Annotated in this window: 20 protein-coding genes, 1 tRNA gene and 4 pseudogenes; 7 read left to right on the top strand and 18 right to left on the bottom strand. The window is 37.3% G+C overall.

The annotated features are described in order from the left end of the window. Nucleotides 1-22: 22 nt before the first annotated feature. A complete protein-coding gene (locus H6G06_RS12580) occupies nucleotides 23-1,378 on the bottom strand; it encodes an integrase (protein WP_242039680.1) in 1,356 nt (451 codons plus the stop codon). Nucleotides 1,379-1,547: 169 nt separating this feature from the next. On the opposite strand from H6G06_RS12580, the pseudogene nifH reads away from it, so the two are divergent. Further along, nucleotides 1,548-2,015 (top strand): annotated as a pseudogene (nifH, locus tag H6G06_RS12575) (nitrogenase reductase); the annotation flags it as partial. 145 nt (nucleotides 2,016-2,160) lie between these two features. Continuing rightward, a complete protein-coding gene (nifD, locus tag H6G06_RS12570; RefSeq protein WP_190560552.1) occupies nucleotides 2,161-3,543 on the top strand; it encodes a nitrogenase molybdenum-iron protein alpha chain in 1,383 nt (460 codons plus the stop codon). Nucleotides 3,544-4,010: 467 nt separating this feature from the next. Here the strand turns inward: nifD and H6G06_RS12565 are convergent, their stop codons facing one another. The 12 genes and pseudogenes from H6G06_RS12565 to H6G06_RS12510 form a co-directional block, all read right to left on the bottom strand. Further along, nucleotides 4,011-4,376: a hypothetical protein gene (locus H6G06_RS12565; RefSeq protein ID WP_190560550.1), complete on the bottom strand. Its 366-nt coding sequence runs from the start codon at nucleotides 4,374-4,376 to the stop codon at nucleotides 4,011-4,013. A 4-nt stretch (nucleotides 4,377-4,380) separates the two neighbouring features. Further along, nucleotides 4,381-5,163 carry an ADP-ribosylglycohydrolase family protein gene (locus tag H6G06_RS12560; protein WP_338422939.1) on the bottom strand — a complete coding sequence of 261 codons (783 nt, stop codon included), beginning with the start codon at nucleotides 5,161-5,163 and terminating at the stop codon, nucleotides 4,381-4,383. Continuing rightward, nucleotides 5,145-5,345 (bottom strand): annotated as a pseudogene (locus tag H6G06_RS12555) (GrpB family protein); the annotation flags it as partial. The gene H6G06_RS12560 and the pseudogene H6G06_RS12555, both read right to left, overlap by 19 nt. Nucleotides 5,346-5,514: 169 nt before the next feature. After that, nucleotides 5,515-6,099, bottom strand: coding sequence for a peptidylprolyl isomerase (locus H6G06_RS12550; protein ID WP_242039679.1), 585 nt, complete (start codon nucleotides 6,097-6,099; stop codon nucleotides 5,515-5,517). A gap of 86 nt (nucleotides 6,100-6,185) precedes the next feature. Continuing rightward, the gene (locus H6G06_RS12545) at nucleotides 6,186-6,764 is read right to left on the bottom strand and encodes a hypothetical protein (protein WP_190560548.1); all 579 of its coding nucleotides are present in this window, start codon (nucleotides 6,762-6,764) and stop codon (nucleotides 6,186-6,188) included. Between the two features lie 68 nt (nucleotides 6,765-6,832). Then, nucleotides 6,833-7,415 (bottom strand): annotated as a pseudogene (locus H6G06_RS12540) (Uma2 family endonuclease). 98 nt (nucleotides 7,416-7,513) lie between these two features. Beyond that, complete coding sequence (locus H6G06_RS12535; protein WP_190560546.1) at nucleotides 7,514-8,266, bottom strand: hypothetical protein; 753 nt, start codon at nucleotides 8,264-8,266, stop codon at nucleotides 7,514-7,516. 8 nt (nucleotides 8,267-8,274) lie between these two features. Continuing rightward, a complete protein-coding gene (locus H6G06_RS12530) occupies nucleotides 8,275-9,075 on the bottom strand; it encodes a hypothetical protein (protein ID WP_190560544.1) in 801 nt (266 codons plus the stop codon). Between the two features lie 134 nt (nucleotides 9,076-9,209). Then, nucleotides 9,210-10,736, bottom strand: coding sequence for a slipin family protein (locus H6G06_RS12525; RefSeq protein ID WP_190560932.1), 1,527 nt, complete (start codon nucleotides 10,734-10,736; stop codon nucleotides 9,210-9,212). A gap of 476 nt (nucleotides 10,737-11,212) precedes the next feature. Next, nucleotides 11,213-11,288 (bottom strand) — tRNA-Asn (locus H6G06_RS12520). Further along, nucleotides 11,288-11,367, bottom strand: a pseudogene (locus tag H6G06_RS12515). Before H6G06_RS12515 ends, H6G06_RS12520 begins: the two are co-directional and overlap by 1 nt. A gap of 149 nt (nucleotides 11,368-11,516) precedes the next feature. Next, nucleotides 11,517-11,915, bottom strand: a complete 399-nt coding sequence (locus H6G06_RS12510; RefSeq protein ID WP_190560542.1) for a tellurite resistance TerB family protein — start codon at nucleotides 11,913-11,915, stop codon at nucleotides 11,517-11,519. A gap of 303 nt (nucleotides 11,916-12,218) precedes the next feature. On the opposite strand from H6G06_RS12510, the gene H6G06_RS12505 reads away from it, so the two are divergent. Together H6G06_RS12505 and H6G06_RS12500 are read left to right on the top strand one after the other, a co-directional pair. Continuing rightward, nucleotides 12,219-12,464 carry a type II toxin-antitoxin system prevent-host-death family antitoxin gene (locus H6G06_RS12505; RefSeq protein ID WP_190560540.1) on the top strand — a complete coding sequence of 82 codons (246 nt, stop codon included), beginning with the start codon at nucleotides 12,219-12,221 and terminating at the stop codon, nucleotides 12,462-12,464. After that, on the top strand, nucleotides 12,461-12,865 hold the full coding sequence (locus H6G06_RS12500) for a PIN domain-containing protein (RefSeq protein ID WP_190560538.1): 405 nt from the start codon (nucleotides 12,461-12,463) through the stop codon (nucleotides 12,863-12,865). The genes H6G06_RS12505 and H6G06_RS12500 overlap by 4 nt, the downstream gene beginning before the upstream one ends. Nucleotides 12,866-12,952: 87 nt before the next feature. Here H6G06_RS12500 and H6G06_RS12495 read toward each other — a convergent pair whose 3' ends face one another. The 4 genes from H6G06_RS12495 to H6G06_RS27400 all read right to left on the bottom strand — a co-directional run bounded on the left by H6G06_RS12495 (nucleotide 12,953) and on the right by H6G06_RS27400 (nucleotide 15,871). Next, the gene (locus H6G06_RS12495; RefSeq protein WP_190560536.1) at nucleotides 12,953-13,729 is read right to left on the bottom strand and encodes a hypothetical protein; all 777 of its coding nucleotides are present in this window, start codon (nucleotides 13,727-13,729) and stop codon (nucleotides 12,953-12,955) included. Next, the gene (locus H6G06_RS12490; protein WP_190560534.1) at nucleotides 13,722-14,855 is read right to left on the bottom strand and encodes an AAA family ATPase; all 1,134 of its coding nucleotides are present in this window, start codon (nucleotides 14,853-14,855) and stop codon (nucleotides 13,722-13,724) included. The genes H6G06_RS12495 and H6G06_RS12490 overlap by 8 nt, the downstream gene beginning before the upstream one ends. Before the next feature lie 104 nt (nucleotides 14,856-14,959). Further along, on the bottom strand, nucleotides 14,960-15,478 hold the full coding sequence (locus H6G06_RS12485; RefSeq protein WP_190560532.1) for a GNAT family N-acetyltransferase: 519 nt from the start codon (nucleotides 15,476-15,478) through the stop codon (nucleotides 14,960-14,962). A gap of 207 nt (nucleotides 15,479-15,685) precedes the next feature. Further along, on the bottom strand, nucleotides 15,686-15,871 hold the full coding sequence (locus H6G06_RS27400; protein WP_242039678.1) for a DUF433 domain-containing protein: 186 nt from the start codon (nucleotides 15,869-15,871) through the stop codon (nucleotides 15,686-15,688). Between the two features lie 318 nt (nucleotides 15,872-16,189). Between H6G06_RS27400 and H6G06_RS12475 the strand changes: the two genes are divergently transcribed. Together H6G06_RS12475 and H6G06_RS12470 are read left to right on the top strand one after the other, a co-directional pair. Further along, on the top strand, nucleotides 16,190-16,414 hold the full coding sequence (locus H6G06_RS12475; RefSeq protein WP_168498131.1) for a DUF433 domain-containing protein: 225 nt from the start codon (nucleotides 16,190-16,192) through the stop codon (nucleotides 16,412-16,414). After that, nucleotides 16,411-16,752 carry a DUF5615 family PIN-like protein gene (locus H6G06_RS12470; protein ID WP_190560530.1) on the top strand — a complete coding sequence of 114 codons (342 nt, stop codon included), beginning with the start codon at nucleotides 16,411-16,413 and terminating at the stop codon, nucleotides 16,750-16,752. The genes H6G06_RS12475 and H6G06_RS12470 overlap by 4 nt, the downstream gene beginning before the upstream one ends. Nucleotides 16,753-16,768: 16 nt before the next feature. On the opposite strand, the gene H6G06_RS12465 is transcribed toward H6G06_RS12470, so the two are convergent. Beyond that, complete coding sequence (locus tag H6G06_RS12465; RefSeq protein WP_190560528.1) at nucleotides 16,769-18,070, bottom strand: site-specific integrase; 1,302 nt, start codon at nucleotides 18,068-18,070, stop codon at nucleotides 16,769-16,771. Nucleotides 18,071-18,711: 641 nt separating this feature from the next. On the opposite strand from H6G06_RS12465, the gene nifK reads away from it, so the two are divergent. Continuing rightward, nucleotides 18,712-20,247, top strand: coding sequence for a nitrogenase molybdenum-iron protein subunit beta (nifK, locus tag H6G06_RS12455; RefSeq protein WP_190560526.1), 1,536 nt, complete (start codon nucleotides 18,712-18,714; stop codon nucleotides 20,245-20,247). The last annotated feature ends 66 nt before the right edge of the window (nucleotides 20,248-20,313 follow it).

The raw sequence follows: 20,313 nt of genomic DNA, 5'->3' as shown, positions 1-20,313 counted from the left end.
TTCGTAAGCGATTACGTATTATTTAATTAATCACTCTCATTAAACTTTGATTTCCCATTTCTAACCTCAATCTCTCATTCTCAATTTTCAACTTCTCATTTTCCTGTTCCAATCTAATCACCATATCCTGTAAATCTTCCGACTTCGATTTTTTCTTAATCGCTTCCTCAATCGCAACCTTACGATTTTCCAAACTAAACCACTTTTGATAAATCGAAGTGTGCATATTCACAGAATGACCCAAATTATCAGCAGCAGCTTTAATGGGAATACCCATTAAATGCGCTCTAATTGCCCAAGCGTGACGTAAATCATAAGGTTGAAAATTCACACCCACAAATCTAAACCATCTATCTGTACCATGTCGCGCAGAGTTTATTTCTCTACTCGTAACTTTATTTTTAATTTTCGCTTTTAATAAATTAATTGCTTCTGTATCTGTTTTTAAATTAAAAGTTTCTACCCAACGCGGATATAATGGTAAAGCTTCCCTTGCTCCCGTTTTACATTCTTCATTAACACGCCATGTATTCATCACATTTTCTGAAGATAACCACCAATTTAAATCAGGATTAACAAAAATTTCAATTGGTCTTAATCCATAAGTCGCTAACATTCCATAAATCCATCTCCACAATTTCCAATTATTTCTATCTTCCCTAGTTATCAACTTACTAGAACGATTAATAGCATAATTTTCAAACTTCAGATATTCTTGTTCTATTTCTGCATCAGTGGGTATATCACGTTTACGTTGAGAAATAGCTTTAATTTTTAAATTACTCAATTCTGGAACCTCTAAACCAGAACATTTACACAAAACCCTAATCACCTTAATTAATTCATTTTTCACACTATCCGATGAAGGGCAAGATTTCACAGCATCAATAAAATTAGCATCTATCGCTAACTTATCCTTTGGCAAATGTGTTTTAGCAATATAGAAATAACTATTAAAAGTATTGTTACTTTTGAGCGTGCGTTTTCTAGTTTGGAAATAGTTTTGCTCAAACTCAGAAATCAACTCTCCAATTGTTATAAATTTGGCTTTAAATCTTGTTTTGCCTAAATATTTATCATTCCATACAAATTGTTTCCTAGCAATCAATTTTCCTAACTCATTAGCTTCCTCTTCCGCAGTATTTAAACCATCAAAACTGAATGGTATCCCCAAAGAAATATCATATTGCTTTGTGCCTATACCGTTTTTATCAATATCACCTGGTTTAATAGGAAGGGTACTTCTCAACTGTAATGAATTACCAGATTTTCTGACAGAAACACTCACCCTAGCGGCTCTTAGTCTACCATTAATTGCCTTTAATTCTGTTGCTAATTTTGCCGTCAGATGATTTTCTTGATTTTCTACTGCTTGCATTCTGCCTCAATCCAATTATTTATATAAAATTGGCAAATGCGTCCTTGATTTTTAATAATATAAATACCCTAGATTTACCCTAATAAAAAAACTGTTTACTCAAAACAATGATTGCAGCAAACATTGTAGAAAATAAACATTTTCCGGCTGTTAAAATAATATTATTGCTCCTTCCCGTGAAGGTAAAGCACAAGAAATCTACATCGTTACATCAGGTGAAATGATGGCGATGTACGCTGCAAACAACATCGCTCGTGGTATTTTGAAATATGCTCACTCCGGTGGTGTACGTTTAGGTGGTTTGATCTGTAACAGCCGTAAGGTTGACCGTGAAATCGAATTGATCGAAACCTTGGCTGAACGTTTGAACACTCAAATGATTCACTTCGTACCCCGCGACAACATCGTTCAACACGCAGAATTGCGTCGTATGACCGTTAACGAATATGCACCTGATAGCGATCAGGGTAATGAATACCGCGCATTAGCTAAGAAGATCATCAACAACAAAAACCTCACCATCCCCACCCCCATCGAAATGGATGAGTTGGAAGCATTGTTGGTTGAATTCGGTATTCTTGATGATGATTCCAAGCACGCTGAAATCATTGGTAAGCCAGCAACTGCTAGCAAGTAGAAATCTATAAGTTAGGTCAGGGAAAAAGGAAAACTCTACATAATTTCCTTTTTACCTTCCTTTCCCTCCCCATAGGGGACATTAAGTCCCCATCCCACCCATCCCATCCATATCCCCGTTGCTTTAGGAGCAAGAGAGACAGAAAATGGCTTCGACCGATGACAAGAAGATTGTTGAACAAAGAAAAGAACTAGTTAAAGAAGTTCTGAAAGCTTACCCCGAAAAAGCTGCTAAAAAGCGCGAGAAGCACTTAAACGTATACGAAGAAGGTAAGGCTGATTGCGGTGTTAAGTCTAACATCAAATCCCTTCCTGGTGTAATGACCGCTCGTGGTTGTGCTTACGCAGGTTCTAAAGGTGTGGTTTGGGGTCCTATTAAGGACATGATCCACATCAGCCACGGTCCTGTAGGTTGCGGTTACTGGTCTTGGTCTGGTCGTCGTAACTACTACTTAGGTGTAACTGGTGTCGATACCTTCGGTACAATGCACTTCACCTCCGACTTCCAAGAACGCGACATCGTGTTCGGTGGAGACAAGAAACTGACCAAGTTAATTGAAGAATTAGACGTATTATTCCCCTTAAATCGTGGGGTTTCTATTCAATCTGAATGTCCCATTGGTCTAATTGGGGATGACATTGAAGCAGTAGCTAAGAAGTCTGCTAAAGCAATTGGTAAGCCTGTTGTTCCTGTCCGTTGTGAAGGTTTCCGTGGTGTGTCTCAGTCTTTAGGACACCACATTGCTAACGACATGATTCGTGACTGGGTATTCCCCAGAGCAGACAAGGCTAAGAAAGACGGTACATTGAAGTTTGAAGGAACTCCTTATGATGTAGCCATCATTGGTGACTACAACATCGGTGGTGATGCTTGGGCCAGCCGTATTCTGTTAGAAGAAATCGGTTTGCGCGTTGTTGCTCAATGGTCTGGTGACGGTACAATCAACGAAATGTTGATGACCCCCAACGTGAAGATGAACCTCATCCACTGTTACCGCTCGATGAACTACATCAGCCGTCACATGGAAGAAGCTTATGGTATACCCTGGCTTGAGTATAATTTCTTCGGTCCTACCAAGATTGCTGCATCTTTACGCGAAATTGCTTCCAAGTTTGACGAAAAAATCCAAGCAAATGCTGAAAAAGTAATTGCTAAGTACCAACCCACAATGGATGCGATCGTTTCTAAGTATCGCCCCCGCTTGGAAGGTAAGACTGTAGCAATGATGGTTGGTGGTCTACGTCCCCGTCACGTTGTTCCCGCGTTCCAAGATTTGGGAATGAAGATGATTGGTACTGGTTATGAGTTCGCTCATAATGACGACTATAAACGTACTACCAACTACATCGAAAACGGAACTATCGTTTATGACGACGTTACCGCTTACGAATTTGAAGAATTCATCAAAGCATTGAAGCCAGACTTAGTTGCTTCTGGTGTGAAAGAGAAGTATGTCTTCCAAAAGATGGGCTTACCTTTCCGTCAAATGCACTCTTGGGATTACTCCGAACCTAGTAATGTTGGTTGAAAGGTGCGTTAACTTCAGGTTTTTTGGTGGTGGAATTAAGAGAAGTTAATTTTTAGCCTAAATTAAATTGATTATGTTTGTGAGTAACAATGTTTGTTTGATACTGCATAGAGTATAACTCAGATTGAGTCTAGTTTTGAGATTTGGCTTAAATTTGGCTTAAATCAAAAATGTTAAATAGAAAAACTTTTTTATCTGGTTGGTTCTTAGACTAAATAGACATCTCCGGTAAAGATTGTAGAGCCGAGAATCCCTACATGAGGAACGTCTCTACAAGGATTTCAAACCACGCACATTTAATTTTCACTACTATGTCTAATATAGAGGGAGCTAACAAAATCGGCGTTGCTGAATTAGGGTATGATTTTTGGAGGTAGAGACGTTCCATGGAACGTCTCTACAAAGGTCTTGAACGTATGCAAAATTATTTTCATCCCTAAAATCAGCAACGCCACAAAATCTAGAGTTCACCGCCTCTGAAAAAGCCAATAGATGAAGATGATTGCAAAAAAGAAATCTCCACCTCCAGCAGATGCAGTTATAAATGGTAAATCACCTGTCATCCAAAAGGCAAAGAAAATAAAAGCGATCGCTAATTTACAAGCTGCTACTACTGCAATGTATAAACGCTCTGGCTTTGCCGTAAGTGCCAACCAAAAATAGGCTACACCAAAGATGAGAATCCAAGAAGATATAATCCAAAGATACAGTGGGTGAGCATTCGGCAACCCGAAGACATCACCCTTACCATAAATCGGTAGTGCAAATATGACTGCTCCGGCCAAGTTCATAATTGCAGTTGCTAATAGGGAATAGCGAAACCATTTTTGCATTGCTTTAATTACAGTATTTTTTTTGAAATTTCTCTATGGTTCCATAAAGATGTTTTGTGATTTTAGAAATAGCATATTCTGCTATAAATGTCGGCACACTTCCATAAAAGGCTTCGGCAATTCCTCCTGTGATACAAGAAATTGTATCACTATCACCACCAATGGAAATAGCATTTCTAATTGCATCTTCAAAATCTGTTGATTCTAAAAAAGCGATAATTGCTTGGGGTACACTTCCCTGACAACTAACATCAAACTTATAAGTAGGGCGAATTTCATCTAAACTTTGATTCAACTCATAACCAAAATTAGTTTCAGTATATGATTTAATTTCTTCTCGGCTTGTACCTGTTCGTGCTAAAAAAATAATTGCTGCTACTGCTTGCGCTCCTTTGATGCCTTCAGGATGGTTATGAGTTATTTCTGCACTAATTTTTGCTTCTGCTAATACTTGTTCTAAATTATCAAAAGCATAGCCAACAGGACTTACTCTCATGGCTGAACCGTTGCCATAACTATTATAAGCTCCGACAATTTCACCTTTAGCCCACCGATGAAAACTTTTGCCATAGCCTCTAGCTGAATAGCGATGATAATAGGATTTAAATATTTCTTCATAGTCGCTATGATCTAGAAGTTTATCGGCTACTGCTACTGTTAAAACTGTATCATCTGTAAAAATACTATCGGGGTTTAAAAGAAGAAAATCCTTAGTTTTAATATTATTAATTTCATACAATGAGCCAATAATATCACCTGCGATCGCTCCTAGCATATTTTTCTCCACTCTGCTGCTTTTCTATCTATAATCAACCAGTCTTTTCCATCCATGTAGCTCTCAATATTATCAGGATACTTTTTTGCAAGTTCACGTTTGAGATCACTGTATTTCTGTGCGTTTTCAGAATGAGCAATCATGTAATCTCGAAATGCTAACTGGCGTTCTATCTGGGGTGAAGCAACTTCAAAAGCATGAAGATATTGAGGAAATTAAATATTGATCCATACACAATTTAATGAAATCTGAAATCAAATTGTGTTGGGTTTGATTAACCCAATTTTATCTTTTAATGAGAAAGAGGGGATGTTGCCTGAAGATAGCGGTGTGCGGAGGGTTTCTCCGCACCAATCCTTTAGTTTATTCGTGAATGGTAACTTTGATCATTTTAACTGGAGTTTTTGGGCGATCGCCTTGTCCCGTTGGAGTGGTTTCAATGGCTTTCAATACATCCATACCTTCAGTAACTCGACCAAAAACAGGATGCTTGGATGGACCGGGTGTAAACCAATCTAAATAGGAGTTGTGAACAGTGTTGATGAAAAACTGGCAACTCCCACTATTAGGGGCCCCCGTATTAGCCATAGATAGAGTTCCTGGTTCATTGGAAATTTTCCCATCTGCGGGATGCTCATCTTGAATGCACCCATCAGGACCATTACCTGTCCCTGCACGAGGAGAGCTAGGATCTTTACTGTGAGGACAACCAAACTGCACCATGAAGTTTTTAATCACACGGTGGAAATGCAGACCATCATAAAAGCCACTTTTAGCCAATTTGATGAAGTTTCCAGCCGTTATGGGCATAACGTCGGTGAATAGCTCAAGAGTAATAGTACCAAGAGACGTTTCCAGAGTTGCGGTGGGATTTGTCATGAATATTAAATTACTAATCTGTGCAATGGGTTGTTTTGTCGCTTCCAGTTTACCCAAAATCTTGAACATAATGTTGACTAAAATCCACAACTTTTCAAACTAACAATTTCCACTTGTGATGAAGAAACTCAAGCTTAGGTTGTTTTCTCGGCATTTCAATCAGGGAAAGCTAAACCAGTTCTAGGATCACGAATATATAATCCCAATGTTAAACTACGCATAACTTCATCCCAAACAGGTATTAATTGCTCTGCTTGATCTGCCCAATAATCAAAGGTAATCAAACACTGAATATTAGAACCTAAACCAACACAAGTCCGTGAAAAAGCCTCCCTGGGTTCGGCTTGAGTGTCAATAAACTTAATTTCGCACCACATAATCCGCGCAGTTTGCCGCTTGACAGTAATCACTTCTCCCCTTTCAATTACATCACGGCTATCATCTTCCATGATTTTCTTCAAAGTTGATTTGAGGGGAAATAAAGTCCAATCATTAGGTGGTAAATGATTGTACGATACCTCTAAACAACAATCATCATCAGGTGGTTTTTTATCCATGAACTTAAATGATTTTTCCTGTGGTTCCGATATCCAACCGCGAGGAACATTAAACCGCACAGCCCCTCTACCTGCTACAAAAATATTATATTCTGGGGGAGATTCCCAATGATGATCTGGCTTTAATTCCAGAGTTTCTTTAATCCACTGAAAATTGCTTTTTTTACGTTTTGCCATAATCGTAATAAGTCACTAAATTTTATTTTACAGTAAGATTTATTTGATAAAGTATGTTAATTGTAGTGTTATTCTTCAGTTTCCAACCCAACACCATCATAAAGCATTTCAATCGGAAATTCAAATTCAACACTTGATAAAGTGATGATGTCTCCAGTAGTGTAAGGATAATAAAGCCACATTCGTCCTTCTCCCCGACAGTAACGTTCAACAGATATTTTTTCAGAATCAATCAAGATGTATTCTTGCAAACTGGGCATTGTTAAATAAATAATATCTGAATTTTTCACCTCTATCTTTACCACTTGTACCAGGGGAAAGAACTTCAACGATTAATTTAGGATTTTGAATAAATTTGCGGGCGTTGAGGTCATCAGGGTGACAACTAACGATAAGATCAGGATAGAAGTATGGGCTTTTAGGGGTAACTTGTACTTTCACCTCTGACACATTAACTCGACAACCTCTAGGACGGAGATGAGAATATAGAGGTCTGTAAAGATTTAGAGCAATATCATTGTGGGGAATTGTACCACCAGTGATGGCGAAAACTTCGCCGTTGATGTATTCATAGCGAATATCCTGGTCAAGTTCCCATGTAAGATATTCCTCAATGGTCATTTTTTGCGGTTGTTGGGGAATGGCTATCATATCAGGATTTTTCAGGTTTGTTTTGATTATAGCAACTTCCAAAAATATCCATATTGATGACCAATCGGTTATGGTTTGATTGATGTTTAAACTTTGCATTATTTTTCTACTTTCATCTGTTCTACCTCTCGCCGTGTCAATAATCCAATTTCTGACTTGTTATCTAGTAAAATCAAGTTGTTGTAAATATCATTAATTAACAAGTCTAGTCGAAATACAAATTCTTGATTCTCAAATGCAGAAGAATAAGAAATACAACTATCATCACCAGTATATTTGTTGATAATCAAACTAGCACTTTGGTAAAGTTCACTTAAGCTTCCATAGATATTTCCTTTCATCCTAATAATTGAATTTCGACTATTATCATATGCTCTGTTAGACCATAAAGTCTGGAAATCTTTGATTGGATTTCCTGAGACATTTCCGCCTGGTGATTTAGACATCTTCAAGAGAAATATAGTATTTCGAGTAGCAAGATAGTTTTGAAATAACTCATGAGATAAGATATCTCTTGATAGTTGAATTTCTTCATTTTTCTTGATTTTATCCACAAAATATGCTCCTATTGCTGCTATCGGAATTAGCTTGAAAGAAGTTTCCAATACTTTGCTGGTAACATCATCTTTGTGGAAATTTGTTATGAGTTCATAAAAGTTCTGATAAGTTATTAGAATTGCAAAAGGAAGTATAAAAAAAATGCAGGCAGGTAGAACAACATCTTTTTCATCTTTTTTCTTCCACCAAATTGAAATATTTAGAAAAAAATCAATCCTATAACAATACCATAAAATAGGAAATATTAGCCAGCAGAAAAGAACTACTAATTTAACAAAATAATCTTCTAGCATTGTTAGTATTATCTTTTAGGAGGGAGAACTTCATATCCAAATTTAACGGTATCATCTACTGAACCTAGGCCAACTTCAGACATTGCATGAAACTCCCTTTTGGATCGCACTGCTATACAAATCCAGAAAATTTTTCCCACGTATTGTTTTTTTATTACAAGTGAAAAATCGCCATTTTCTTTCCATTCAAATTCCCATGGGGATGATACAGGCATAACAGTAAACTCTATTGTTTCACCAAGAGGATCTGTAGCAGATACATTAAACTGAATTTCATTGCCTGGTCTAAGCACTTCATTTGTAAATAGGGTATTTTGCTCACCTATTGCCCATGAATTTCCAAGGCTATCTTGTACACATTCAATTCTTGGATAATATGATTCGCCAGTTTCCATTTTACTAAAATATCCTGTAATTTCTGTTCTAATTTTACCGCTAATACCCATAGCTAAATATTTTTGGTATGGGAGTAAGTTTCTTCTATGAGCATCAGGGTTTCTTAATTCCTCTAGGATATCTAATAAAACCTCTAGTTCCTTCAATTTGCCAAATACTTTGGATAAGTCGTGTTGCCAATTGTGTTTAAGAATTGTTTTTAGATCATAAAAATCAGCGTAATAAATCAATCGTGGATCGCTATAACCGAAATTTTTATGTTCTAAATCTTTTCGAGCTTTCCATTTATCTATTCGGTCACTACTAACTCCACACTTTAAATGCCATTCCTCACCAAATTTGTTAGAGAGGATGTAAGTGTATAGATCTCTTAAAGAATTTTCTGTATTTCTTAATTCTGTGGTAATATCCAAAGCTATATTTTCCAATGCAAACTATATTATTATACAGAAATTGTGTAAGTAAATCAAGTAGGGTGCGTCAGATTAGAAGTTAATCATCTTATTACTAGGTTATTTGTCTGACGCACTCTACAAGATTGATATTATCACTGCGGATTCATGCGAATCAAATCTGTCAAAATACTATCCAAACTACCATTTACCTGAATCCGATCAATCTTCTCCGCAATACGTTCTAAAACTTCCAATTCCTTCAACCGCAACGCCACCGGATTATCTTCCATCACCTTCGCAGTATTTAACATACTCCGAGTGGCAGCAGTCTCTTCTCTACGTCTGACAACATTTGCTTGAGCAGCTTTTTCAGCTTCAACAACCTTACTCAAAATTGCCTTAATTTCTCCAGGTAAAATAATATCTTTCACACCTACAGAATCAACTTCAATTCCATAGTCTGCGGCTTTTTGACGAATATATTCAGAGATACTGCTATCAATTGCGCCTTTATCTTCTAACAAAGCATCTAAAGTCCGTTCACCCACTGCACCACGCAAAGCAAATTGCAACTCTTTGTACAAGAATCCAGTAATATCTGATAACCCATTTTTTGCTTTTAATGGGTCTTGAATGCGAAAACCAGCAGTTAAATTTAACCGCAAAGGTACTTTGTCTTTAGAGAGGATTTCTTGACCGGAAACTTCCATGTTTTGCAATCGCAAATCAATAGTTTCCGTTTGCCAAGAACGTCCAAATGACCACCAAGCATTTAATCCTGGTTGTAATTGTGTTTGAAATTCCTGATTAATATATAATAGTCCAATATGTTGGGGAGGAACTTGACAAATATGTAAATAGTTTCGACTCAGTGTTTTTACTTCTGCTGTTCCTTCCACCAATTCAGAAATTAATGCAGGTGATAATTTTGCATCTGTGCTAATATCAATAATTTCCACTGCCACACCTTGCCAAAATAGTTTGCGGCTTGTGGGTGGTAAAATAGAAATTACCTTACCTCGATAGCGCACAATTGCAACTTGCGAAGGCAGTAATTCCACAATTTCACAGTAAGCAGCAACAAAATCAGGATGTTTTTCAATTAGTATATCTTCTAGAGGAAAATCGGGGTTAGGGACAATCCGGCTAATACTCCGCACCGCTACTGTCTTATCTATTGACCAAAAGGCATACTCTCCTGGTTCTAGAGGTCGGGTAAAATTATTTTGTACATATAGTAAACCAATCTCATACTCAAAGATTTGGAATTTCTTCAGTCCATTTAACGCAAATGATCGCAATTGCTGGACAAAAGAATTAGGCAATTCCCAGTTTTCTTCTAAGTTGAAAAGATGGAATTCTACTTCTATAAAACCTCGCCAAAAAGCCCGTAATTGATTAGGAGCAATACTTATCCAATTCTGACCCAAACGGACTAAAGCAGCTTCGTTAAATGTAGTTTTAACAATTAGTAGATATTGTTCTAGTTCTGTTCCATGATTTCGCAACAATAATTCTAGGTTTTCAATATCCGCTTCTGCTTCATTGAGGTCATAAGTTTTAACTAGCCAATGACGACCAAAATAAGTATATTCACCAGGTTGTAAAACTTTCTTAAAGTCGCTGCGGTGATATAAAATGCCAATTTCGTTAGGTTTAATGTAAAAGTTTTTCCACATAATAGTATTTTGGAGGATATTTTTTAGTAAGTTAGTGACTAATTTTGATATTGATTCTAGCTTTTTGTAATATGCCATAATACAAAATTTTTAGAAACTCTGCAAATGCAAGTAAGTGTTACAGTCGTTGGGTGGGCAAAAGCTACTCAAAAACTGGATGAAGATAGATGTAATTTTAACTAAGCTGCTCCGTAGCTACTCAATTAAAGAACAACCATCAAATATACCGTTCATTTTGCTTTTGGCAAATAAACTTTGTTTTGCCATTGGCAAGTTGAAGGATATACTCAAGTTAGGGAGGAATGCAGTTGCGCGAACTCATTAACTGCTGCTTGCAAACGTTACTCTTGCGAGTAATGAAGACAAGCAAAATACTTGCACCGCAGAGTTGGTGATAATTGCGGAGTTGAACCGCAGGATTTCTCCTTTGCCACTTGCTACTTCCCATAAGTAGTGTCCTGTAACCCGGACAGGGTTGGTTGAAAGTGCAGGAATCGAACCTGCTACAGGTTGATTAATAGTCAACTGCTCTACCAATTGAGCTAACTTCCTGGGGTTTGATACAGGAGTCGAACCTGTGACGCATTGATCAATTAAGAGTCAACTGCTCTACCAACTGAGCTAATCAAACGATATAGTTTAAAGCACTCGGCGGTATACGCTCATACTATGGTTTGGCGCACCAGTTAGGTAGATAGAACCTAAACTGTAGCTTTGTGACTTTTTTACTATCCCATTCTAAATGTAGCATATTGTCAAATGTGTAGATGTAGCACAGGGTTAAATACCCATAACTGTTTTGACTTTACTGAGAAATTTTTCTTCTAAATTTATAATTCCATCAGTAGATAAAAGCTTTTCTAGTTCAGCAACAGCCTGGGATTTTAATTTATCATCTTGCAAGCGGTTAGCGATATCCTGAAGTAACTCGTTTGTTTTTTGAGAATTATTTTTCACACTTCTAATTTTGGGAATTGTTCTCTGCAAATATCCACTAAATGAGATTCCAGATTCCCACTTTAGTTGTGTATATTCATCTTCAATAAAATCTTGTTCAGCTAGTGAAATCCTGTCATCTGAGTACATTCCCAAAAGACACAAATCAATTAGTGCTTCTTTTTGTATTTGATTCCATTCACCAGATGGCAATTGGAGTAACTTTTGAAAAAAATTTTGCATAGTTTCCTGTTAAATGGTTGATAATTACTGGATACACTATATATACACTGATAAATGAGATGATTTCGGAAACAACGTTAAAGTAATTAATGATTTCAGAGATGTTGCTTTTGTCAGTAAAAGATATGTCTGCCATGATTTCGATTAAAATGCGATCGCCTACAGTGTAACATTTACAGAAATTTACCAGTAATAGGCGATCGCTACAGAGTTAAGATAAGTTAGTGTTGATCGTAACTTTTTAATTCTTGCCAAAATCTGAGAATCAAAGTAAACTAAGTTTGTAGACTTAGCTAAAAACCTGTGGAAACCGTAAATATCCATCAAGCTAAAACGAATCTTTCACGTCTATTATCCCGTGTAGAACATGGGGAAGAAATCATTATTTGTAACCGGGGTATTCCCATCGCTAAATTAGTTCCGTTTAGTGTCTCGTCTCAACGACGGGATAGTTTAGGACAAGATCGAGGAAAATTTGTAATTCCAGAAGACTTTAATGCACCTTTAGCAGAGGACATTTTAGCAGCGTTTGAGGGGAATGAGGAGTGAAGCTTTTACTGGATACACAGTGTTTTTTATGGTGGTTTGCTGAACCTGAGCGTTTGCATGAAGAGGCGATCGCACATATTGCTGATGAAAGCAATGAACTATGGTTTTCTGTTGCTAGTGTGTGGGAAATGGGGATAAAAGTTGCAATTGGTAAGTTACCATTACCAGAACCACTGGATAGTTACATTTCTAGCCGCATGATGAAATTGGGGGCGAAATCTTTGGAAATTACAGCTTCCCATGCACTCAGAACGGTGGCTTTACCTTTGCATCATGGAGATCCTTTTGACAGAATGCTCATTGCACAAGCACAGATGGAAAGTATGATTCTGGTGACAGCGGATTCAATGTTTAAAGAGTATCAAGATACTGCTATTCTTTGGGCTGGGAATAAAGGTTAATACCAATTAAAAATTAGTAACCTACTATTTCCTAGAGATTTGATAATTTTGATATGTTGTATCATTTTATAATAGCTTTTACTCAGTTTAATCAGACAAAATAATTGCAGCTAATCGTTCCTCAACTTCTTGAATATAATCTGTTAAACCCGTATCAACTCCCCTTTCTCGTAGATGTTTTAAATCTGTATCTTCCCAACACTGCTTTTCCCGTTCCATATCGTTTCCTGTTAGCTGTTCAACTACTACTTTTACATTTCTCATTCGTTCAGGTTCTTTCTCTGAAGTAGCACGTAATCTGTGAGACTCTATGCAAGGATCAAAACTCAATTTATTTTTGATTTCTTCTAGAATTTGTTCCTCTTGTTGATTAAAGGGAATAAAGCCATTTAAAACCCATGCTTCACGTTTTGGATCAGCCGCACCAATGACAATTTCTAATTTCGAGGTTTTATTAATATGTTCTGAACGTGCTTGTTCAATTCCTTCTTTACGTTCCGGTTGATTATCTAAATCACGGATAAATATAACAGCTTTAATCTGTCGAGTTTTTTGCAGAAACCTTACCAAATTAAGAATCTTGATAGATGCTGCTCCATCAGCTTTCAAGGGTACACCCTTACTATCATGTCCTAAAAATCTGGAAGGTTTATATTTTATTTGTGATTTTGCATCATCAATTATTTTTATAATGTCTCTCCAGCAAGAAAATTCTGTCCCTTCCTCTAAACCAGTCCACTGAAAACAATGTTGCAGAATATCATCATCTAACCAATCGAATTTTTCCTTTAAAACGCGCTCGGCTAATTTAGTCGCTGTTCTGGCATCTGCACCACTTTCAACTATGACAATAAACTCAATCACTGACTTCTCCTTCTACCACCCAATCTTCACCTTCAGCATCCCAAAATTCACCAGTTGTTAATGTTTCTTTTGCCCATTCTACATCAGGATGTTCATCCAAACGTTTGGCAATTGTGAAACCTGAATTACTGTTATTTAATATATGGACTTGAGAAGGAACAAGTTCATCAATAATATAAGGAGAATGAGTAGAGAAAATAATTTGCAAGTTGGGATTTTCAGCAATGATTTCTTTAAAAACAGTCATTAACTCACGTTGTGCTTTAGGATGAAGTCCCTGTTCTACATCATCTAATAAAACTAAATTAGGTTGATTAGGATTCATTAATACAGTTAATAATCCTAAAGTTAACATTGTTCCTTCGCTAATTGCATGGGCTGGAATACGTTCACCTGTATTCATATCTAATATAACTTCTTGACCTGCCATTTCCTGAGTTTCATCATAAGAAATAGACTTACCATCAACTTCGATTAAACGTTTACGAATGACTGAAACTTTTGCTCGCTTGATGCCAATTCTGCGTACATTTGGGACAATCCGACTCAATTTTTCTTCTATTAATTGAAATTTATCTGGAGCTTCATTACGCAAAAAATCTAAAGTTGGTGCTAATAACGAACCATCAAACTCAACTCTTGGCGTAATTTCTTCACTGTAAGCTGCTTTGGCAAGATTACTTGCAACTAATTTGAGGTAAACAGCATATTTCAAAGATTGCGGAATTGGATATGGAGCTTCACTTAATGATTTTTTCCATCCTTCCAAACTATATTCTTTTTTATCTATGTTCCATGATGCTGTTGGATGCCAATAATCAATATTTTGCTGCTTCCAACTATAAGAAGCTTGCCAATTCTGCCGATTGGTAGATCCCCAAAAACCACTAGCAGTGACAGACATATTTTTTTTCCCCATTGTTGTGAGAAATTCAGGTGATTTATCATACTGAAAAATATTTTTAAATTGTGAAGCAGCAAGCCTACTTAGATTATGCAATGCTTGTAGAACAGTTGTTTTACCAGCACTGTTTTTTCCTACGAGTCCATGTAATCGAGAACTATCGAAATTAAGTTCTGTAGATTTATGACTTTTGAAATTATGAAGTATTACTTTTTCTAGCATATCCTGACATATAACGGTTAGCTTATTTTATTTAAGCAGTTTTTTGGTATTGGGATTTAGGAAAGTCTGATCGCACTCCCATATAGAAGAAATGCGATCACATTTTATTCAGAATAACACCATAGATGCTTTCCATCCGGGTCATCATGTGTAAATTCGCGCTTACGATACCATTCAACAAGTTCTTTACTATCTTGAGTCTCGCTTATCTCTGCTTGCTTTTGCCAAAAATCAGGTTGCTGCATTGCCAGATACAGTTCTTTATCCATAGCGTCTAGTTCTTCCTCAGTGTATATTTCCTTATTGTGTTGTAATTTCTCGACTAACGCCTCCATTGCTTGTTGTCCAATAGCCGGGTGAACTCGAATTCTTAGTCTATCCATGCTCCAAAGGTAATGGCGAAGATGATTAAGCAATTTAGTTCCATATCCATGATTACGATGTTTTATCTGAACGAACAAGTTATCTAGATGCCAAAACTTTCCCTGTTGATCCTGCATACATTTGACGTGAGCAATCCCAATTACTTGACCAGAATGTAGAACCTCAAATTTGTACTCTTCATCTGATTCTAAAGATGGGTAATCATGAAATTCGATGCTACCAGATTTGATATCACTCATAACAAAAGATATTATTTCACAAAGTAGATTATATTCCTAGATTTTAGCTAAGTCTTGTTAGTATAGTATATTGTACTAGGCAACAACGCAAGCTATACTAATAAGATTATTTAGATAAAGATTGATAAAAATGCCAATTTTCTATCATGTAGACAGGGAGAGATGTCTTAGTGAAGGTCAAATTCTAACTTTGACTCATCCCATTATTCAATGTCCTCCAGAGATACCAGATTTACAAAACCTGGGGAGACAAATGTTTCCAGAAGGAGTATCTCGACTTTTGTACCAAGCTGTAATTCGTTGCACAGAAACTCTAGTACCAGCAATCCGAGGACGACCCCCTAAAGTGTCTGATGATTTAATAATTAGTGTCCCAATATCAGTAGCTTGCATAAAGATTTTGATTATTGTTGATAAACTAATTATACCACATCACACAAAAATGAAATTCTTGATTACCCAAACTTAACTGCGTTTATAAACCATCTCCATCCTCAACTTCTCTACCTCAATCTTCAACCTTTCATTCTCCATTTTCCAACCCTGTATTTCCATCTTTATTAATACAACTTAACTTCTCTTGTTCACTAACTAAACTTAATCCGAAAAAAATAACTTTTATTCAAAAATGATGACAATTTGCTAACAATGATGTAAAATAATATTATTGTTATCTACTTAACACTAGGTCTATAAAAAGGAAAAATCGTTATGGAAAAGCGAATAACTATTCATCCAGATATTTGCAATGGCAGACCTGTTATTACAAACACTCGAATTTCTGTACAAACAATTATAGAATTTTTAGGTGCAGGTGATTCTATCGAAGAAGTTCTAGAAGAATACCCATCTTTAGAAAGAGAAGATATTTATGCTTGCATCCAATTCGCGGCAAAATTGATGGGGAATCATTACGAAGTGAGAAAAATTGCATGAATGGGTTTTTATTTGATGAAAAACTTCCCACTAAAGTCCAATTTACTCCATCTTTACCCGTCATTCATGTTTCTATTTTAGGGAATAGTCCAAGTGATACCCAAATCTGGGAGTATGCAAAGGAAAAAGAATTGGTGATTGTTACTAAAGATGCTGATTTTTCAGATCGCTTGATGGTTGATTCTTCTCCACCTAAAATAGTGCATCTACGTTTTGGGAATATGCGAAAACGTGAATTTCACTCATTTCTAGCTAGAGTTTGTCCAGAGATTGAAATGTTAGTTATTGATCACAAGCTAATTAATGTTTATTCGGATCAAATTGAAGCATTTAAATAGTGTTATGGTGCATTACTTAACTCCGTTTATAAACCATTTCCATCCTCAACTTCTCTACCTCAATCTTCAACCGTTCATTCTCCATTTTCAACCCAGTATTTTCATCCTTAATCAAATCCACTTCATTCCGCTTACTCAAAGCCTGATTTATTGCTAACTTCCGCATATCTAAAGAAAACCAACGTTGATAAGTTTTCGTATGAATTTGGACACTATGACCCAAATTATCCGCCGCAGCCTTAATAGGAACTCCCAAAATATGCGCTCGAATTGCCCAACCATGACGTAAATCATAGGGTTTAAAATCTAAACCAATTTTTCTAAACCACCAACTCACCCTTTGAATTAAAGCCGTGATTTCTGCATGATTATTTTGGTCTTTTTTACTAATTGCTGTTACCAACATTTCTAAATACTTCGGATTCCTTAAATCAAATTCATCAATCCATTCCTTATATAAAGGTAAAGCTTCCCTTTCACCAGTTTTACAATCTTTATCAACCTTCCAAGTTAAATCTGTATTTTCATTACTCAACCACCAATCAATATGAGGATTAACAAAAAGTTCCCTGGGACGTAGACCAAAAACCGCTAACATTCCATAAATCCATCGCCAAAGTTGCCAACTATCTTTCACATCTTGATTAACTTGTTTACCGCGATTATTTAGATATTCATCAAACTTGTAAAATCCAGTAACTATTTCCTTATCAGTAGGAACATTCCGAGAATTACTTTCAGGAACTTTAGAATAACTAGTTAAATTAATATCAATTTTAAAAAGTTGACAAAAAACAGAAATAGCCCTCACAGCATTATATCTAGCCCATTCCTTATCTATTTTCTCAATCGCTTGAATTAAAACTTCCCCATTTGCCAAATCATCAGCATTTGTATAACGCTTAATTCGAGAAAAATAATAAAAAAAACTATGTTCACTTTTAGTCGTGCGTTTATGGGTTTTAAAATATTCTTCCTCAAACCTTACCAATAACTCACCAATAGTTCGTAAATCCTTTTTAATTGCCTCATTTCCTAAATATTTATCATTCCAAACAAAACTTTTTCTAGCAATTAACTTCCCTAACTCATAAGCTTCCTCCTCCGCAGTTTTCAATCCTGGTAAATTTGCGGGAATATTCAAACTGAGATTGTATTGCTTTTTCCCAGTTCCCCTTGTATCCTCATCTCCTGGCTTAATGGGTAAAGTTGCCCGTAATTGCAGACATCCATTAGATTCTCGAATTGTTACTCTGGTCTTTGCAGACTTCAAACGCAGATTTACTTGTTCTAATTCCCATAATAGCTGTTCTTTCATCCTTTGCGCCTTTACTCCTCTGCGCCTTTGCGCGAAACTTAATTTTCTCGTTCCCAGACTCTGGCTGGGAATGCAAATGATGAGGTTCTACCTCGACTGTCGTCAGCGGAGGCAGAGTCTCTAACTGAGGCATTCCCCGGCTCAGACAGGGAACGAGAGCTTGGTATTAGACTATATTTAGACTAAAAATAAATGTGTTAGCTGCAAACATAGTTTATCGCTGACATAGCTCACTGCAAACATAGCGAAGTCAAAAGCTATTAAACCAGCAAAAGAAATACTCCGGTCCTTACCACGGTTACGACGGATTCGCAATCTTCGCTCGTGACATGGATTTGGCGCTCAACAGCCCAACCTGGGGATTAATCGGCGCTCCCTGGAACAAAAAAGCTCAAGCTAAGGCTAAAGCTAAAGCTTCCGTTTAGAGAACAGAAATAGTAGGGGCAAACCCTGCCCGTACAGGGAAAGCCTGGGGTTTGTCCCCAGGGGGGAGTTGGGAATTCAAGATTCAAAATTAAAAATTCTAAGTTTTGGATTTTGCATTCTGAATTTTGAGCCACATTCCCCACTCTCCACCAAAAACGGGCAAGGACACCCCACCGACCGCAAACACAACACACAGCAAGCTTGGAGAACTAGAAATGCCTCAGAATCCAGACAAGATTCAAGACCACGTTGAGCTATTCCATCAGCCAGAATACCAACAACTGTTTGAAAACAAGAAACAGTTTGAAAATGCTCACCCTTCTGAAGAAGTTCAACGGGTTGCCGAATGGACAAAAAGCTGGGAATATCGTGAAAAGAACTTTGAACGTACAGCTTTAACCGTTAACCCCGCTAAAGGTTGTCAACCTCTAGGCGCTATGTTTGCGGCTGTAGGTTTTGAAGGTACTCTTCCCTTCGTTCAAGGTTCTCAAGGTTGTGTGGCTTACTTCCGTACCCACTTAACCCGTCACTATAAAGAACCATTCTCCGGCGTTTCTTCTTCCATGACAGAAGACGCTGCTGTGTTCGGTGGTCTGCAAAACATGATTGATGGCTTGGCTAACTCCTACAAGCTATACAATCCCAAGATGATTGCAGTTTGCACCACCTGTATGGCAGAAGTTATCGGTGATGACTTACAGTCTTTCATCGGTAACGCTAAAGAAGCTGGTTCAGTTCCTCAAGATTTACCAGTACCTTTTGCTCACACACCTAGCTTCGTTGGTTCCCACATCACTGGTTACGACAACATGATGAAGGGAATTCTTTCTACCCTGACCGCAGGTAAGAAGACAGCTAAGAGCAACGGTAAAATCAACTTCATCCCTGGTTTTGATACCTACGTAGAAAACAACCGCGAAGTTAAGCGGATTGCTTCTTTGATGGGTATTGACTACACCTTGTTGTCTGATAACAGCGATTATGTTGACTCACCTTGCGATGGTGAATTCAATATGTACCCAGGTGGTACTAAGCTAGAAGATGCAGCAGATTCCATCAACGCTAAGGCTACTGTTGCTCTCCAAGCTTACTCCACTTCCAAGACCCGTGAATACATCGCTAAGGAATGGAAGCAAGACGTTTGTGTTTCTCGTCCTTGGGGTATCAAGGGAACTGACGAGTTCTTGATGAAACTCAGCGAATTGACTGGTAAGGCTATTCCTGAAGAATTGGAAATTGAACGTGGTCGTGCAGTTGACGCTATGACCGACTCTCATGCTTGGTTGCATGGTAAGCGTTTCGCTATCTACGGTGATCCTGACTTAGTTTACAGCGTAGTTGGTTTCATGTTGGAAATGGGTGCTGAACCAGTACATATCTTGGTTCACAACACCAATGAAGTATTTGAGAAAGAACTGCAAGCATTGTTAGATTCTAGCGTGTTCGGTAAGTCCGCTAAAATCTGGGGTGGTAAAGACTTGTGGCACATGAGATCATTGTTGTTCACAGAACCAGTAGACCTGTTAATTGGTAACTCCTACGGTAAGTACCTGTGGCGTGATTGCGGTGTACCTTTGGTAAGAATTGGTTATCCTATCATGGATCGTCACCACTACCACCGTTACGCTACCGTTGGTTACAAAGGCGTGATTAACTTACTTAGCTGGATTGTTAACACTCTCTTTGAAGAAATAGATCGCACCACCAATATTCCTGGTCAAACCGATATTTCTTACGACTTAGTTCGGTAATTTCTTCACTCAGTATGTAGGGTTGGGGTTTCCCCACCCACAAACAAGATTCAAGAATATATGGGG

Origin of the sequence: Anabaena sphaerica FACHB-251 (assembly GCF_014696825.1) — a bacterium.
Lineage (GTDB): Bacteria > Cyanobacteriota > Cyanobacteriia > Cyanobacteriales > Nostocaceae > RDYJ01.
Note: the sequence above shows the minus strand (reverse complement) of the source record. Positions and strands in the feature narration are given on the sequence as shown.